The 15,440-nt window shown below is 71.5% G+C and carries 16 protein-coding genes; 11 read left to right on the top strand and 5 right to left on the bottom strand.

Features of this window, described 5'->3' with window-relative positions; translation table 11 throughout:
• Positions 1 to 64: 64 nt before the first annotated feature.
• Together A4W93_RS24800 and A4W93_RS24805 are read left to right on the top strand one after the other, a co-directional pair.
• A complete protein-coding gene (locus A4W93_RS24800) occupies positions 65 to 865 on the top strand; it encodes a transporter substrate-binding domain-containing protein (RefSeq protein ID WP_085753159.1) in 801 nt (266 codons plus the stop codon).
• 1 nt (position 866) lies between these two features.
• Positions 867 to 1,520 (top strand): amino acid ABC transporter permease, encoded by a 654-nt coding sequence (locus tag A4W93_RS24805; protein WP_085753160.1) that lies wholly within the window; start codon positions 867 to 869, stop codon positions 1,518 to 1,520.
• Positions 1,521 to 1,531: 11 nt separating this feature from the next.
• Here the strand turns inward: A4W93_RS24805 and A4W93_RS30750 are convergent, their stop codons facing one another.
• The 3 genes from A4W93_RS30750 to A4W93_RS24820 all read right to left on the bottom strand — a co-directional run bounded on the left by A4W93_RS30750 (position 1,532) and on the right by A4W93_RS24820 (position 5,570).
• The gene (locus A4W93_RS30750; protein WP_085753161.1) at positions 1,532 to 3,097 is read right to left on the bottom strand and encodes a methyl-accepting chemotaxis protein; all 1,566 of its coding nucleotides are present in this window, start codon (positions 3,095 to 3,097) and stop codon (positions 1,532 to 1,534) included.
• Positions 3,098 to 3,190: 93 nt separating this feature from the next.
• The gene (locus tag A4W93_RS24815) at positions 3,191 to 5,020 is read right to left on the bottom strand and encodes a cyanophycinase (RefSeq protein ID WP_157131769.1); all 1,830 of its coding nucleotides are present in this window, start codon (positions 5,018 to 5,020) and stop codon (positions 3,191 to 3,193) included.
• A 139-nt stretch (positions 5,021 to 5,159) separates the two neighbouring features.
• A complete protein-coding gene (locus A4W93_RS24820) occupies positions 5,160 to 5,570 on the bottom strand; it encodes a VOC family protein (protein ID WP_085753163.1) in 411 nt (136 codons plus the stop codon).
• A gap of 161 nt (positions 5,571 to 5,731) precedes the next feature.
• On the opposite strand from A4W93_RS24820, the gene A4W93_RS24825 reads away from it, so the two are divergent.
• On the top strand, positions 5,732 to 7,012 hold the full coding sequence (locus A4W93_RS24825; RefSeq protein ID WP_085753164.1) for a solute carrier family 23 protein: 1,281 nt from the start codon (positions 5,732 to 5,734) through the stop codon (positions 7,010 to 7,012).
• 32 nt (positions 7,013 to 7,044) lie between these two features.
• A complete protein-coding gene (locus tag A4W93_RS24830; protein ID WP_085753165.1) occupies positions 7,045 to 7,596 on the top strand; it encodes a chlorite dismutase family protein in 552 nt (183 codons plus the stop codon).
• A gap of 7 nt (positions 7,597 to 7,603) precedes the next feature.
• Here A4W93_RS24830 and A4W93_RS24835 read toward each other — a convergent pair whose 3' ends face one another.
• Positions 7,604 to 8,539, bottom strand: coding sequence for a DMT family transporter (locus A4W93_RS24835; protein WP_085753166.1), 936 nt, complete (start codon positions 8,537 to 8,539; stop codon positions 7,604 to 7,606).
• 114 nt (positions 8,540 to 8,653) lie between these two features.
• Between A4W93_RS24835 and A4W93_RS24840 the strand changes: the two genes are divergently transcribed.
• Genes A4W93_RS24840 through A4W93_RS24855 form a run of 5 tightly spaced genes read left to right on the top strand, consistent with a single transcriptional unit; the run spans position 8,654 to position 12,554 of the window.
• A complete protein-coding gene (locus tag A4W93_RS24840) occupies positions 8,654 to 9,988 on the top strand; it encodes a DUF805 domain-containing protein (protein ID WP_085753167.1) in 1,335 nt (444 codons plus the stop codon).
• Positions 9,989 to 10,035: 47 nt separating this feature from the next.
• On the top strand, positions 10,036 to 10,551 hold the full coding sequence (locus A4W93_RS29915) for a hypothetical protein (RefSeq protein WP_157131770.1): 516 nt from the start codon (positions 10,036 to 10,038) through the stop codon (positions 10,549 to 10,551).
• Positions 10,552 to 10,553: 2 nt separating this feature from the next.
• Entirely contained in the window at positions 10,554 to 11,411 is an 858-nt protein-coding gene (locus A4W93_RS24845; protein WP_085753168.1) for a hypothetical protein, read from the top strand.
• Positions 11,408 to 12,037, top strand: a complete 630-nt coding sequence (locus A4W93_RS24850; protein WP_085753169.1) for a zinc metalloprotease — start codon at positions 11,408 to 11,410, stop codon at positions 12,035 to 12,037. The genes A4W93_RS24845 and A4W93_RS24850 overlap by 4 nt, the downstream gene beginning before the upstream one ends.
• A gap of 52 nt (positions 12,038 to 12,089) precedes the next feature.
• A complete protein-coding gene (locus A4W93_RS24855; RefSeq protein ID WP_085753170.1) occupies positions 12,090 to 12,554 on the top strand; it encodes a DUF4124 domain-containing protein in 465 nt (154 codons plus the stop codon).
• Positions 12,555 to 12,572: 18 nt separating this feature from the next.
• On the opposite strand, the gene A4W93_RS24860 is transcribed toward A4W93_RS24855, so the two are convergent.
• Positions 12,573 to 13,469 carry a LysR family transcriptional regulator gene (locus tag A4W93_RS24860; protein ID WP_085753171.1) on the bottom strand — a complete coding sequence of 299 codons (897 nt, stop codon included), beginning with the start codon at positions 13,467 to 13,469 and terminating at the stop codon, positions 12,573 to 12,575.
• A gap of 90 nt (positions 13,470 to 13,559) precedes the next feature.
• On the opposite strand from A4W93_RS24860, the gene A4W93_RS24865 reads away from it, so the two are divergent.
• Both A4W93_RS24865 and A4W93_RS24870 read left to right on the top strand, forming a co-directional pair.
• Entirely contained in the window at positions 13,560 to 14,330 is a 771-nt protein-coding gene (locus A4W93_RS24865; RefSeq protein WP_085753172.1) for an NAD(P)H-dependent oxidoreductase, read from the top strand.
• 59 nt (positions 14,331 to 14,389) lie between these two features.
• The gene (locus A4W93_RS24870; protein ID WP_085753173.1) at positions 14,390 to 15,427 is read left to right on the top strand and encodes an NAD(P)H-dependent flavin oxidoreductase; all 1,038 of its coding nucleotides are present in this window, start codon (positions 14,390 to 14,392) and stop codon (positions 15,425 to 15,427) included.
• The last annotated feature ends 13 nt before the right edge of the window (positions 15,428 to 15,440 follow it).

A 15,440-nucleotide genomic window follows, 5' to 3' on the forward strand; every position in this document is an offset into this window, starting at 1 on the left:
CCTCGCCCGTGCGGCACGCCGCGATGGCACCATGGCGGGTTCGAATACCTCAGGAGGGTCTCCCATGCGTCCAGTTCTTCCACGCGCGCGCCACGTGGCCGCCGCCCTGTCCCTCGTGCTGCTGGCGGCCTCCGCCCACGCGGCCGACCTGCTCGACGAGGTGCGCCAGCGCGGCACCCTGCGGGTGGCGGTCGAGGGCACCTACCCCCCGTTCAACTTCAAGGACGCCAGCGGCAAGCTGACCGGCTTCGACGTCGAGATCGCCGAGGCCATCGCCGGCAAGCTGGGCGTGAAGGCGGCGTTCAGCACCACCGAGTGGAGCGCCATCCTCGCCGGGCTGCAGGCGGGCAAGTACGACGTGATCGTCAACCAGGTGGCGGCCACCGACAAGCGCCGCGAGACCTTCGACTTCAGCGACCCGTACGTGGTGTCGAGCGCCCAGCTGATCGTGCGCACGAACGAGACGCGCACGCTCGCCACGGCCGCCGACCTGAAGGGCAAGAAGATCGGCGTGGGCCAGGGCAGCAACTACGCCGACCTCGCCAAGGGCATCGCCGGCGCCGAGGTGAAGGTGTACCCGGGTGCGCCCGAGTACCTGCAGGACCTGGCCACCGGCCGCATCGACGTGGCCCTCAACGACAGCCTGCTGATCCCCTACCTCGCCGAGAAGACGAAGCTGCCGGTGAAGGCCGGCGCGCCCATCGGCCCCACGGAAAGCAACGCCATCCCGTTCAAGAAGGGCAACCCGAAGTTCAAGCAGGCGATCGACAAGGCCCTGGCCGACCTGAAGGCCGACGGCAGCTTCCAGAAGATCTCGGCCAGGTGGTTCGGCCGCGACGTCAGCAAGCCGCCGGTCGCCAACTGAGATGGACCTCGTCGCGCTGTTCCAGCTCGCCGCGCCGGTGCTGCTGCGGGCCACGCTGCTGACCCTCGGGTTCGCGGTGGCGGCCATGGTGCTGGGCCTCGCGCTCGGCGCCGTCATCGCGCTGGTGCGGGTGCTCGAGGTGCCGGGGCTGCAGTGGCTCGTCCGCGGCTACGTGAGCCTCTTCCGCGGCACGCCGCTGCTCGTGCAGGTGTTCGTCATCTACTACGGGCTGCCCAGCATCGGCATCGAGTTCTCGCCGCTCGTGGCCGGTGTGCTCGCGCTCACGCTCAACGTGGGCGCCTACCTGTCGGAGGGGCTGCGCGGCGCGATGGTGGGCATCGGCAATGGGCAGTGGCTGGCCGGCGCAAGCCTCGGCCTGACCCGGGTGCAGACGCTGCGCCACGTGGTCGCGCCGCAGGCGCTGCGCATCGCGGTGCCCAGCCTGTCGAACAGCCTGATCGGGCTGATCAAGGACACGTCGCTGATCTCGGTGATCGCGGTGACCGAGCTGATGCTCGCGACGAAGGAGCTGATCTCCACCACCTTCCAGCCGTTCCCGCTGTACCTCGCGGCGGCCGGCATCTACTGGGTGCTGAGCCTCACGTTCGAGGCGTTGCAGCGGCGGATGGAGAAGCGGCTGGCGTTTCCGCACTGAACGCGGGGGGCTCAGCCCGCCCGCGTCTTGAAGTTCGAGATCACGCCCATCAGTGCCACGGCCTGCTGCTTCATGCTCTCGGCCGCCGCGGCACTCTCCTCGACGAGCGCCGCGTTCTGCTGCGTGCCCTGGTCGATCGACGCGACCGACTGGTTCACCTGCAGGATGCCGGTGCTCTGCTCGAGGGTGGATGCGTTGATTTCGGCGACGAGGTCGGTCACCTGGCGAACGCGGGTCACGATGTCGTCCATCGTGCGGCCCGCCTCGCCCACGAGGGTGCTGCCCGCGTCGACGCGGTCCACGCTCGCGCCGATCAGGGCCTTGATCTCGCGGGCCGCGGTGGCCGAACGTTGCGCGAGGCTGCGCACCTCGGCCGCCACGACCGCGAAGCCGCGGCCCTGCTCACCCGCACGGGCCGCTTCCACGGCCGCGTTCAGCGCGAGGATGTTGGTCTGGAACGCGATGCCGTCGATGACCCCGGTGATGTCGGCGATCTTCTTGCTCGACTCGCTGATGTCGCCCATCGTGGCGACCACGCGGGCCACCACCTCGCCACCGCGGCCGGCCACCTCGGCGGCCGACGAGGCGAGCTGGCTCGCCTGGCGCGAGCTCTCGGCGTTCTGCTGGACCGTCTCGGTCATCTGCTGCATCGACGCGGCGGTCTGCTGCAGCGCGGCGGCCTGCTGTTCGGTGCGGTTGGACAGGTCGGCGTTGCCGGTGGCGATCTCGCTCGACGCGTTGGCGATGCCGTCGGCGGTCTGCCGCACGCTGCCCACCATCGCCGACAGGCTGCCGTTCATCTGGCGCAGCGCGGCGAGCAGCTGGCCGGTCTCGTCCTTGCGGTCCACGACGATGTCGGTGCGCAGGTCGCCCGCGGCCACCGATTCGGCGAGCCGCACGGCGCGCGTCAGCGGCACCGTGATGCATTGAGAGAGGTACCAGCCGAGGGCCATCGCGCCACCGGCGGCCAGCACGCACGCGATGATCATCGTCCAGCGGTCGGCGCGGAAGGCCGCCTCGGCCTGATCCACCTGGGCGGTGGCCTGGGTCTTGTCGTATTCGATGAACTCCGAGGTCGTCTTGAGCAGCGCGGCCAGCAGCGGGCGGCACTCGACGTTCATCTTGGCGACGGCCTCGTCGCGCTTGCCGTCCAGGGCGAGGCCCACGATGGCCAGCGCCACCGGGCCGTACCTGGCCTCGATGCCTTCGATCTCGGCGAGGATCTCCCGGTCGCGCGGGGTCGAGTCCTTCGACGTCTCGATCGCGGCCTTCAGCGCCGCGAACTGCTTGCCGACACGTTCGTGGGCGGCGGTCACCGCGGCCTTCTCGAGGGCCTGGTCCTCGGGTGTGGTCACCAGCACGAGGTTGCGCGCCGCGACCGCGCGGGCGTTGGCGGCGGCCCGGAGGTCGGTCGCCAGGCGCTCCCGGTTCCCGACCCCGTCGAGGTAGCCCGTGAACCGGTCGTTGGATCGCCCGAGCGACTGCAAGGCCAGCCCCGACACCACCAGCACCACCGCTGCCATCACCACGAAGCCGGTCAACAGCTTCGTCTTCACCCGCCAATCCGTCACGCTCATGTTCCGCTCCCACGGTTCCGCTCGAACAGGCACGCCTGAGCGGCGCCCCCTCCTCCGGGTTATCGACGCGGACCGGTCCGGGGTTGAGGCAAATCAACGTGAAAGTGTGTCTCCCGGTTCGTACACGTCGAGGAGCACGTTGAGCGCCCCGAACGCGCCGTTGCTGCCGTCAAAAAACGTCGCATTTCGGCCGTCCAGCACCACCACCGGTTGCGTGCCCACCACCCGGGCCTGCCCGCCATGCACCACGATGGCGCTCGATTCGCTGATGCCATACACCGGCGTGTGCCGCCGCTGAGCGCCCACGCCGTACAGCCGGCCCCAGCGCTTGTCGATCTGCAGCCGCGGTTCGAACGCCGCGCCGCGCAGCAGCCCGAGGCCCGGCCGCACCACGGCATTGCGGCTCTGGAAGGCGGCGATGGCGTCGTCGGCCGTGTCGCCTTCGGGGATGGCATCGAAGTGTTCACCGGCGGCCGCGGTCATCGCACGTTCGAACAGGACCACGTTCGCCGAACCCGCGGCCGAACGGATCCAGTCGGTGAACGCGCGGTCGGCGAGCACCGCACCCATCAGCGACTGGTCGCCGCCGAGCAGCAGCACCCCGCTCGCGTCCTTCGCCCGCGCCGCATCCAGCCGGGTCTGGCCGTGGAGGTGGATGGACGTGGTGCCGGCCCAGCCGGCGGCCACGAGCGCGCGGGCGTAGAGGTCGGCCGCGGCCTGGGCGTCGGCCGGCGACGCGTAGGCCGCGGCCACCACCACGATCTTGCCCAGGCGCTGCTTCGATGCCTGCCGCACGAACTCGCGGATCACGGGCCCGCCGAGGTCCTCGGAGACGTCGCCGCCCAGCATCAGCATGGCCTCGTGCCCGGAGCGCAGGCCCGGCGTGCCGCGGGGCTCGTCGTACGGCACCGGGCGGCCACGCCACCACGGCTCGCGCCGCGCGAGGTCGAACGCCACCTGCCGGCCCGGCGGCAGCACGTGGGTGAGCACGCGGCGGGCGCTCAGCGCGGCGTTCGGTCCGACCCACGCGTGGCGGGTGCGCGCGGTGCGCAGGTCCACCACGATGCCGGACGACACGCCCTGGATGCTCGAGATCCAGCGGTCCCCGGTGATCACCGCGCCCGTGTCGTAGTCGAAGCCCAGCCCGAGCAGGCCGCCGTGCCCGTAGGCGTCGGCGGTCTGCGCCGCGGCGTTGACCATGCGCCCGAGCCGGCCGCGCGAGTGCAGGTGTTCGTCGATCACGACCTGGCGCGAGCCGAACACGAGGCCGCGGTGCTGCGGCGGACGGCCCAGCCACAGGTCGATGGACCCCTTCTGCAGCGCGTTGGTGGAGTCGCCCGCGTCGGTGTAGCCCGCGTTCATCGCGAGGGACTGGATGGCCGCGCCCGCGCTGGTGCCGCCGAACACGACCCCGCGCTCGGCGGCCGTGGTCATCGTGGCCTCCGCCGGCGTGCCGGCGAGGATGCGCGCGGCATAGGCCTGGTCGCCGCCGGTGAAGAAGATGCCGTGCAGCGTGGGATCGGCCAGACGGACCAGGATGGCGGGGTCGTAGGCATCGCCGGCCACGTACAGCGGCACCGACGTCACGTCGCAGCCGGCCGGGAACGCGATGCGGTCGATCACGGCCTCGCAGGCCAGCCGCAGCGCCTCGACGTCCTCGGCGAGGATGATGGGGTCCTCCGGCAGCACCGGGTCGTCGGCGAACGCCGCCGGCACCATCACCATCCGCACCGCCGGGCCGCGCGCCGTGCGCGCCACCTCGACCGAGTAGCCCTTCAGGGCCTCTTCATAACCACCGCCCACCGGGTAGAGGCGCCGGACCGGGCCGTCGCGGGCGATGGCGCCGGAGGCCACGCACAGCGTGAGCAGCAAGGTGACGAGCAGCGAACGCGGCGCCATCGGCCGCCAGGGTGTGGAGGTCATACAGCGCCTTTCCGTGAGGGGAAGGCCACTGTGCCGGGGCGGCGCGCGGCCGGTCAACACCGGCTGGCGCGCATTCTGTCCGCATCGCGCCGGAACGGCGCGCTTCCTCCCTCATCGAGAGGATGAAGTCACGCGGGTGTCACGCCTTCGGCGGTGCGGCGGCCGGGTCCATCCACACCACTTCCCACAGGTGGCCGTCGAGGTCCTGGTAGCCGTGCTGGTACATGAAGCCGTGGTCCTTCGGCGGCCAGGGCAGCGTGGCGCCGCCCTTCACCGCGTTGGCCACCATCTCGTCGACGGCCTCGCGGCTGTCGGCCGACACGCAGACGATCACCTCGGTGACCTTGCGCGCGTCGGCGATGGGGGTGTGCGTGAAGGTCTGGAAGAACTTCTCGACCAGCAGCATCACGAAGTTGTCCTCGCCGAGCACCATGCACGTGGCGTTCTCGTCGGTGAAGTTCGGGTTGAAGGTGTAGCCCAGCCCCTTGAAGAAGGTGACGGACCGGTTCAGGTCCTTGACGGGGAGGTTGACGAAGAGTTTGGTGGCCATGGGTGCTCCTGGGGAATGGAAGTGGACAACGTACACAAGCAACACTGAACAAGATAGCAAACAATTTGGACAGTGTCCACATCCCCGGTTTCCCCCCGACGCCCGCCGACCGCAAGTCGTCGCACAATCCGGCACCGTCCTCTCCCGGAGTCCCGATCCCCATGCCCACCTTCTTTCCCCGCTGGACGTTGAAAACCTCGGGCGACGTCGCCCCCGACGAACGCCTGCCCTGGCCGCAGACCACGGTGATGGGCATCCAGCACGTGGTCGCGATGTTCGGTTCGACCGCGCTGGCCCCGATCCTGATGGGCTTCGACCCGAACACCTCGGTGTTCTTCTCGGGCATCGGCACGCTGATCTTCTTCCTCATCACGGGCGGCCGGCTGCCGAGCTACCTCGGTTCGAGCTTCGCGTTCATCGCCGTGGTGATCGCGGCCAGCGGCTACACGGGCAGCGGGCCCAACCCGAACATCGGCGTGGCGCTCGGCGGCATCGTGGCCGCGGGGGTGGTCTATGCGCTGATCGGGGTGCTCGTGCAGGCCTTCGGCACCGGGTGGATCGAACGGCTGATGCCGCCGGTGGTGACCGGGGCCATCGTCGCGGCCATCGGGCTGAACCTCGCGCCCGTGGCGGTGAAGAACCTCTCGGCCTCGTCGTTCGACGCGGTGGTGGGCCTCGCGACGGCGCTCGCGGTGGGCCTCGTGGCCGTCAACGGCCGCGGTGCGATCGGCCGACTCCCGATCCTGATCGGGGCCGCGTTCGGCTACGTCGTCTACATCGTGGGGGCCAACGTGATGGGCTTCGGCAAGCCGGTGGACTTCAGCGGCATCGGCCAGGCCGCGTGGTTCGGGCTGCCGAACTTCACGGCACCGGTGTTCCAGGCCTCGGCGATGGCGCTCGTCGCGCCCATCGCGGTGATCCTCGTGGCCGAGAACCTCGGCCACGTGAAGGCGCTCGCCGCGATGACCGGGCGCGACTTCGACCCGCTGATCGGCCGCGCCTTCATCGCCGACGGTGTCGCCACGGCCGTGTCCGGCATGGGCGGCGGCACGGGCGTGACCACCTACGCCGAGAACATGGGCGTGATGGCCGTGACCCGCATCTACTCGACGCTCGTGTTCGTCGTGGCCGCGGGCGTCGCGCTGCTGCTCGGCTTCTCGCCGAAGTTCGGCGCGCTGATCCTCACGCTGCCCGTGCCCGTGATCGGCGGCCTCGCGCTCGTGGTGTTCGGCCTCATCGCCGCCACCGGCGGCCGCATCTGGGTGCTCAACAAGGTCGACTTCTCGAGCCCGCGCAACCTGCTCGTGGCCGGCATCGCCCTCACCGCCGGCGCGGGCGACCTGACGCTGCACCTCGGCAGCTTCACGCTCGGCGGCATCGGCACCGCCACGTTCGGGGCGATCCTCCTGTACCAGGTGCTGCGCGAGCGGCGGGCCACCTGAGGCCTGGCACGGCTCGTGCACTCCGGGTGCCCATGACCCCCACCTCGCCCCGCCACTTCCATTTCAACGGCAGCCTCACCGGTCCGTGGCGCGTCACCCGGCAAGTCGCGCTGCGGGGCGACCCGCTGCCGGCCGCTCCGTGCCTCGTCGTCGGCACCGCTGACCAACGCCCTGGCGTGTGGCACCTGCAGGGCATCACCAGCAACGAGCGGTATGTCACGCGGGCCGAGCGCACCGAACTCGTGGCGCGGCAGGAGGGGCTCGGCCGTGTGGCGTCCACCCGCGCCGCGCTGATCCCAATCCGCAAGACCGCCGCGTGGTGGGCCCTGACGCAGGACGAACGGCGCGACGTGCTGGAAGGCCAGTCGCGCCACATCGCCATCGGACTGCGCTACCTGCCCGCCATCGCGCGCCGCCTGCACCATTGCCGGGACCTCGGACCCGACGAACCGTTCGACTTCCTGACCTGGTTCGAGTACGGCCCCGACGACGAACCCGCCTTCGACGACCTGCTGGCCGCGCTGCGCGCCTCGCCGGAGTGGACCTACGTCGACCGCGAAGTGGACCTGCGGCTCGCGCGCTGACGCGCCGTCAGTGCGTGGGCTCGTCGACGGCGTGGAGCCGCACGGTCCACGCCACGCCCACCGCCAGCAGCACGATGGCCGCCCACTCCAGCGGCCGCGGCATCGCACCGGCCAGCACGAAGCCGTAGGCCAGCGCGAAGAGCGTCTCGAAGACGATCAGCTGCCCGGACAGCGTGACCGGCACCCGCCGGCACGCGATGTTCCAGAGCTGGTTGCCGATGAGCGAGGCGCCCACGGCGAGGAAGAGGCACACACTCCAGAACACCACCGAGTCGCGCTCGGGTGACGGGGCCGGCGGCCGCCCGCCGAACGCCCACCACACGGCGGCAGCCACCAGCGCGAGGGTGCCGCTGGCCAGCCCGTACAGCGCCGACCACTCGCGGCCCGAGAACTTGTGCACCCGCTTGAGGTAGCGGGTGTTGTCGATCGCGTACCAGGTCCAGCACACGAGACCGCCCAGGGCGCACAGCAGCCCGATCGCCTTGTCGGCGAGCGACCCCGACGCCGGCCCCGCGTGCGAGAACAGGTCGACGTTGATGCAGGCGATGCCCGCGGCCACCACGGCCAGGGGCCAGGCCAGCACCTTCAGCGGCACCGCCCCCTGGTCACGCCGCCCGACGAGCGTGACGCTCAGCGGCAGCACGCCGATGATCAGTGACGTGAGCGTGACCCCCGCGAGCTGCACGCCGTAGCCCAGCAGCACGTAGTAGGCGACGTTGCCGGCCGCGCCCTGGCGGAACATCGCCACCAGGTCGGCCCGGTCGATCTTGCCCCACGTGGCCCGCCACGTGGGTGCGAGCGCCACGAGCGCGATGGCCGCGTACGAGGTGTAGCGCCCGAACGCCAGCTCCCACGGCGAAAACGCCGACAGCCATTTCGGCGCGATGAACACGGTGCCCCAGAACGCACCCGCCAACATTCCACACAGAACACCCCAAGTCATGGGGCGATTATCCGGCGCGGCCGGGATACCATTCGTTTCGGCGCACGCGGACATCGCGGCGACCGGGCCCGCACAGGGCCACGCATCAGAACAATGCAAAGGGGAGGGGCGAGGATGGAAACGGCCGCGCAGGTGCAGCTCGTGTTCCGCGGCGAGGTGCTGCAGGGATTCCACGTGGAGGACGTCAAGCGCGCGCTCGGTGAGCGGCTGCGCATCGACGAGAAGGGCCTCGCGAACCTCTTCACCGCGCGCCGCACCGTGGTCAAGCGCGCGGTCGCCCCCACCGAGGCGGCGCGCTACATCGCCACCTTCGCGAAGCTGGGCGCCATCCTCCACGCCGAAAGCCTGGCCCCGCCCGCGCCGCCGGTGCGCCCCGCCACCGGCCTGTCGCTGCCCACCATCGTCCCGCCCCCGGAAGACGCGGCGCCCCCTCCGGCGGCGCGCTCCGGGCCGCCCGCCCCCGCGCCCATCCCCGTCGCGACCCGCCCGCTCGCCCTGGCCTCCGCACCCGAGGCCCCGGCCGCCGCGGACGTCGAGGAGGTCGTCTGCCCGAACTGCGGCGAACGGCAGAGCAAGCGCCTGCTGTGCCGTTCCTGCACCACGAACATCGAGATGGCCCAGGCCGCCAAGACCGAGGCCGACGCGGCCGCGCGCGCCGCGGCGCTGGCCGAACGTCAGCGCAAGTACGGGATCAAGACCGGCATCGAACCCGAACGGGTGGTGGAGGCGTCCGGGGAGCCCGGGTACTGGGGACTGGGCTTCGAGGGCCGCATGCGGCGGCTGCCTTACTGGACCGGCGGCTTCGTCCTCCTGACGGCGCTGTACCTCGCCGCCCTGCTGCTCCTGCAGCGGCCCGGCTCGGGAGGGTGGGTCCTGCTGGCCCTCTTCTACCTGCCGTGCCTCGTGATCAGCCTGCGCTGGACCGCGATGCGGCTGCACGACCTGAACGCGAGCGGCTGGTGGGCCGTGGTGCTGTTCGTGCCCTACGTGGGCGCCGCAGCCGGCCTGGTCCTGTCGTTCGTGCCGGGCAACACGGGCGACAACGACCACGGCGAACCGCCCCCCGACGGCCGCTGGAGCCACCTCATCGCCGCCGCCGGCGCGTTCGTGCTGTCGGTGGTCTTCACGTTCTCCATCCTGACGGCCCTCCTGATGCGCGTGTACCTGGAGGACGAGGACGGCCTCGAGGCGCTCGCCGAACCGGCCGCCGCGGGCACCGCGTCGGCCGAGCACCTGCTCCCGCCCGGCGCCGCCCGCAGGGCGTTCGAGAGCGTCTACGCCACCGCGCCGGGCTTCAAGGCCTTCGCCTCGTCCTCGTCCGGCCCGTGGGGCTGGTACGGCGGCGCCCCGACGCTGGCCCACGCCACGGCCGCGGCCATGCAGCGCTGCGAAGGGCAGCGGCAGTCGGACCACGCGCCATGCGAGATCCTGGATGCGAGTGCCCGGTGACCGGAACCTCGTCCCACCCCGAAACGCGAACCCGTCCCCCGGCCTTCATGACCTCCAGACTCAGCGTTCTCTGCCTCTCCGTCGTGCTGCTGGCCGGCTGCGGAGAGGAACCCGACATCGAGGAATTCGGCGTCACGCCCAGCCCCATCACCGCCCCCACGGGCACCACGCCGTCGGCGTTCCGGATCGCCGTGCGGTCCACCGACGCCGACGACCTCACCTGCGTGGTGCAGCTGTTCGAATCGAGCAACGAGAGCGTGTCGACCTGGCCCGTCATCGAGAGCATTCCCGGCAGCGCCTGCGTCGCCCGGCACGAGATCCCGTGCCGCTCGTCGCTGTCGAGCACCGATGCGACCCGGCGCGAGATCGACTGCTTCGACGCGGCCGATCCGGAGAAGGCGGTGTTCCACGCCAGTCGACCGGCCGGCAGCCAGCTCGTCTTCCGGGTCGATGCGGTCTTCCAGAAGGCGTCGATCCCGAAGGCGGTGGCCTGGTCCCTGACCCATCCGGGCCGCAGCGGCAGCGGGGACCCGACCCGCGACACGACGGTCGAACTGCGCTGAACATGCTCAAACCCCTCACCGTCGCCACGGTCCTGGCCCTGTCCGCCTGCGCGGCGCCGATGACCTACGACACCACCCTCGCCTCCTGGGCCGGCGCCCCCGAAGAGGAACTCGTCCGCGAATGGGGCGCGCCGCTGCGCACCACCGAGGCCGATGGCCGCAGGTCCATCGCCTTCGAATCGCGCCGCATCGCCCGGGAGCGCTCCCGGACCGGCGATCGGGAGTACGTGAACGTGAGGTTGTCCTGCACCACGACGTTCGAACTGGAGAACGGCCGGGTCGTCGAATGGTCCCACCGTGGCAACGACTGCCGGCCGCGCCCGTCCGCGAACCGGGACGGCCAGCGTTCCGTGCCCATTTCCGATGAGGACACGCCGGGCGCCCCCGCGATCGTCCGGGTCGGTCGCACGGGCCACGCAGCGGGGTGCGGGCTGCTCACGCCGGACGACCTGGTCGAACTCGGCGTTCCCGGCGACCTGCGCAACACCCATTCGATCGAGAAGGGCGACGGCGCGCTCGTGTGCCGGTTCGACCCCGTGTCCGGCAAGCTGCCCTCGGTCACGCTGCTCTTCCTCCGGGGAAACGACCGGCGAATCAACCAGTTCAGGACCGACGTCGAGGAGAAGGCCCGCAAGCCGGCACCCACCCGGTTCGTCATGCCCGACGGCTTCTGCGAGGCAGGCGCAAGCCCGGTCGTGGCGGTCGTCAAGGTCATGGGCGGCACCGCGGCCACCGACCACTCGATCGTGACACTGACGGTGCTGACCTCGGGCCAGCACACGCGGCCGCCCCAAGGTGCCGAACCTGAGCAACGGGTGATGCAGCGGCTGCTCGATCGGGTGCGCGAGGGCGGAGCATGACCCTCGGCTTCTGGCAACTCGGCCGCTGGATGGGGGTTCCGGTCGCACTGCACTGGTCGGCCCTGCTGCCGTTCGGGTGGTGCCTGCTGCACCGCCAGAACGTGCTGGCGGCCCTGTCGAGCGTGCTGGCCTTCCTCGTGCTGATGGCGGTCCACGAACTGGGCCACGCGGTCGCCGCACGGTCGCGCGGGCTCGATGTCATCGGCATCCGCCTCTACCTGCTGCACGGCGTCTGCGAGGTCGAGGCGCCCGAGCGGGAGGAGGACGACGTGTTCATCGCCTGGGGCGGCGTGCTGGCGCAGCTGTGCCTGTTCGTGGCCGCCCTCCTCGTCCTCCAGGCCGCCTCCGCGCTGCTGCCCGGAAGCGCCCCGGTGCTGCAACCCGTCCTGTTCGTCTTCCTCCACGCGAACATCGTCATCGCCGCCCTCAACCTGTTTCCCATGGCGCCCCTGGACGGGCACCGGGCCTGGCGGGTCCTGCCGCTGCTGTGGCGGGCCGCGCCCCCTCGCCTGCAGGCGCTGGGACGAGGCCTCGGCCGCGCGGTCGACATCCACCGGCGGCGGCGCATCGAGAAGACGTCGCACGCCGCGGCCAACGAGTTGCTCGACCGGCTGAGGAAGAAGTAGCGCACGGCGCCGTCCGCGCCGGAACTCGAACCCGACCCATGAGGATCCGCACATGACCATCACGACCCGTCACCTGTTCGCTACGGCAGGCCTTGTCCTCGCCTGCCAGGGTCCTGCCTCGGCTCAGGAGGTCTTCAAATGCTCGGTCGGCGGCAAGACCGTCTATCAGTCGGCACCTTGTCCCGGGCAAGGCAAGTCGCTCGAGATCAAGCCCGGCCCGAGCGAAGAAGAAGTGCAGGCCGCGAAGGCCGAAGCCGACGCCCGGAAGGCGAAGCTCCCCGGCACCGTGGCGCCCGCACGGGCACCGCAGCCCATGGCCGCGGGCCATGCCATCGGCAAGACCGTCGATTGCGCCAAGCTGAACAAGCAGCGGGGCGACGCGTACGGCCGCCGCAACGCCGGCATCCGCGGGAGCACCAGCCCCAACGTCGACCGCTCCATGGAGGTGATGAACGCCCGGGACGACATCAACCGCATCGAGGCACAGATGGCCAGCGCCGGGTGCGCTCCGACCTGATCGGCCCGCGCGACGCCGTCACCCCGCCACCGCCACCACCTCGTCCCGCAACCACCGCTGCGCCACGTGCCCGTGGTTGCGCTCGTGCCAGACCAGGCACAGTTCGAACCCTTCGACCGGGAACGGGCACGGCAGCACCTGCAGCCCGGCCGCGCGGCCCTTGACGAGGCGCTCGGGCACCATCGCGACGAGGTCGGAGCGGGCAACGATGTCGGGCACGAACAGGAACGATGCGGCCGACAGCACCACCTTGCGCTGCAGGCCAAGCGCAGAGAGTGCATGGTCCACCGGGGACGAGAACGCGCCGCCGGCGGGTGACACGATCACCTGCTCCAGCCGCGCGTAGGCCTTCGGCGTCAGCTTCCCGTGCACGGCCGGATGGTTCCGGCGGGCGATGAGCACGTAGCGTTCGTGGAAGAGCGGCCGCATGCGCAGGCCCGGCGGCGCCTCGCTGGGCATCAGCAGCGCGACGTCCACCTCGCCGCGGGTCATCTGTCCGTCGAGCTGGTGCGGATCGAGGTGGCGCAGCGCGACCCGCACGCCGGGGGCACGCCGCCTCAGCCGCAGCACCAGCGGCTGCAGCACCGCCGTCTGCAGGTAGTCCGACGCGGCGATGGTCACGGTGATCTCCGCCGTCGCCGGATCGAACTCGAGGTGCGACCCCACGGCGGACCGCACCTGGTCCAGCGCCTGGCGCAACGGCTCCAGCAGCGCCAGGGCCTTCGCCGTGGGCGTCATGCCCCGCTGGGCGGGCAGCAGCAACGGGTCGCCGAAGTGGTCGCGCAGGCGGCTCAGCTGCGCGCTGACGGCCGGCTGGCTCAGGTGCAGCCTCGCAGCCGCCTTCGTCACGTTGCGCTCGGCCAGCAGCGCCTCCAGGGTCACGAGCAGGTTCAGGTCGAGGCGGCTGGTATCCATTCCATGGATGGTAGGCCAAGCCGATCGCGATTTCACGGATGGCGGCCGGCTCCCCAGAATCCGGGACATCGCTTCTTCAACGCCCGTCCCATGTCCAAGACCATCCTCATCGTCCACGCCCAGCCCGAACCCACGTCGCTGACCCGCACGCTCGTCGACACCGCCGACCACACGCTGCGCGAGGCCGGCCACCGCGTGCTGCAGTCCGACCTCTACGCCATGGGCTGGAAGGCCGTCGCCGACGCCGCCGACTTCCCGCAGCGCGCCGACCCGGAGCGCCTGTCCTTCGTCCGCGAATCCGGCCACGCCTACGCGAACGGCCGGCAGACCGACGACGTCGTGGCCGAGCAGGCCAAGGTGCTGGCCGCCGACCTCGTGATCCTGCAGTTCCCGCTCTGGTGGTTCGGCATGCCGGCCATCCTCAAGGGCTGGATCGACCGCGTGTGGGCGCAAGGGCTCGCGTACGGCTACCAGGGCGCCGGCAACCGGCACCGCTACGGCGAGGGCGGCTTCCACGGGCGCCGCGCGATGGTGTCGGTGACCACCGGCGGCCCGGCGGCCGACTACGGCCCGCGCGGCATCAACGGCCCGCTCGACCAGCTGCTGTTCCCGATCACCCACGGCACGCTGTTCTACCCAGGCATGTCGGTGCTGCGCACGCACGCGACCTACGGCACCGGGCGCATCACCCCCGAGGGCGTGGAAGCGGCCAGGGCGGCGTGGCGCACCCGCCTGCAAGGCGTGTTCGACGAAACGCCGCTGCCGTTCCGCGCACAGAACGGCGGCGACTTCCCCGACGGCCACGCGCTCGCCGAGCACGTCGCACCCGAGCGCACCGGGTTCGAGGCCCATCTGGCGTGACCGAGGCGGCGGCGGCGGCTTTGGAGTAGTCTGCCGGTTCGAGTTCTCCACCCGCCGCCATGAACCTCCGCGACCTCCTGGGCACCGCCCTCCCCCTGATCCAGGCCCCGATGGCCGGCATCCAGACGCACGCGATGGCCATCGCGGTGTCGAACGCCGGCGCCCTCGGGTCGCTGCCCGCCGCCATGCTGTCGCCCGACCAGCTGCGCGCCGAACTCACCGCGATCCGCGCCGGCACCGACCGCCCGTTCAACGTCAACTTCTTCGCCCACACCAACCCGGCCCCCGACGCGGCCCGCGAGAAGGTGTGGCGCGACGCGCTGCGGCCGTACCACGCCGAGTTCGGCCTCGACGTCGACAGCATCCCGCCCGGTGCGGGCCGCGCGCCGTTCGACGCGGCCATCGCCGACCTCGTCGAGCCGTTCCGCCCGCCCGTCGTCAGCTTCCACTTCGGCCTGCCCGCGCCCGAGCTGCTCGCCCGCGTGAAGGGCTGGGGCAGCCGCATCCTCGCGTCGGCCACCACGGTGGACGAGGCCCTCTGGCTCGAACGCCACGGCGTCGACGCCGTCATCGCGCAGGGCCTGGAGGCCGGCGGCCACCGTGGCATCTTCCTGACCGACGACCTGACCACGCAGGTGCCCACGTTCGCGCTGCTGCCGCAGGTGGTGGCCGCGGTGAAGGTGCCGGTGGTCGCGGCCGGCGGCATCGCCGACGCCGCGGGCGTGCGCGCCGCGATGGCGCTCGGGGCGGCCGGCGTTCAGGTGGGCACCTCGTACATGCTGTGCGACGAGGCCACCACCAGCGCCCTGCACCGCCGCGCGCTGCAGAGCGAGGCGGCGCGCCACACGGCACTCACCACCCTCTTCACCGGCCGCCCGGCCCGCGGCATCGTGAACCGGCTGATGCGGGAACTGGGGCCGCTCTCCCCGTCCGCACCGCCGTTCCCGACCGCCACCGCCGCCATCGCCCCGCTTCGCGCGAAGGCCGAGGCCGCCGGCAGTGGCGACTTCTCCCCCCTGTGGTCCGGCCAGAACCCCACCGGCTGCAAGGCGGTGGGCGCCGCAGCACTCACCGCCGAACTCGCCGCGGGCTTCTGAACGCCCGCCGCCC

This window comes from Piscinibacter gummiphilus, assembly GCF_002116905.1.
Classification (GTDB): Bacteria; Pseudomonadota; Gammaproteobacteria; order Burkholderiales; family Burkholderiaceae_C; genus Rhizobacter; species Rhizobacter gummiphilus.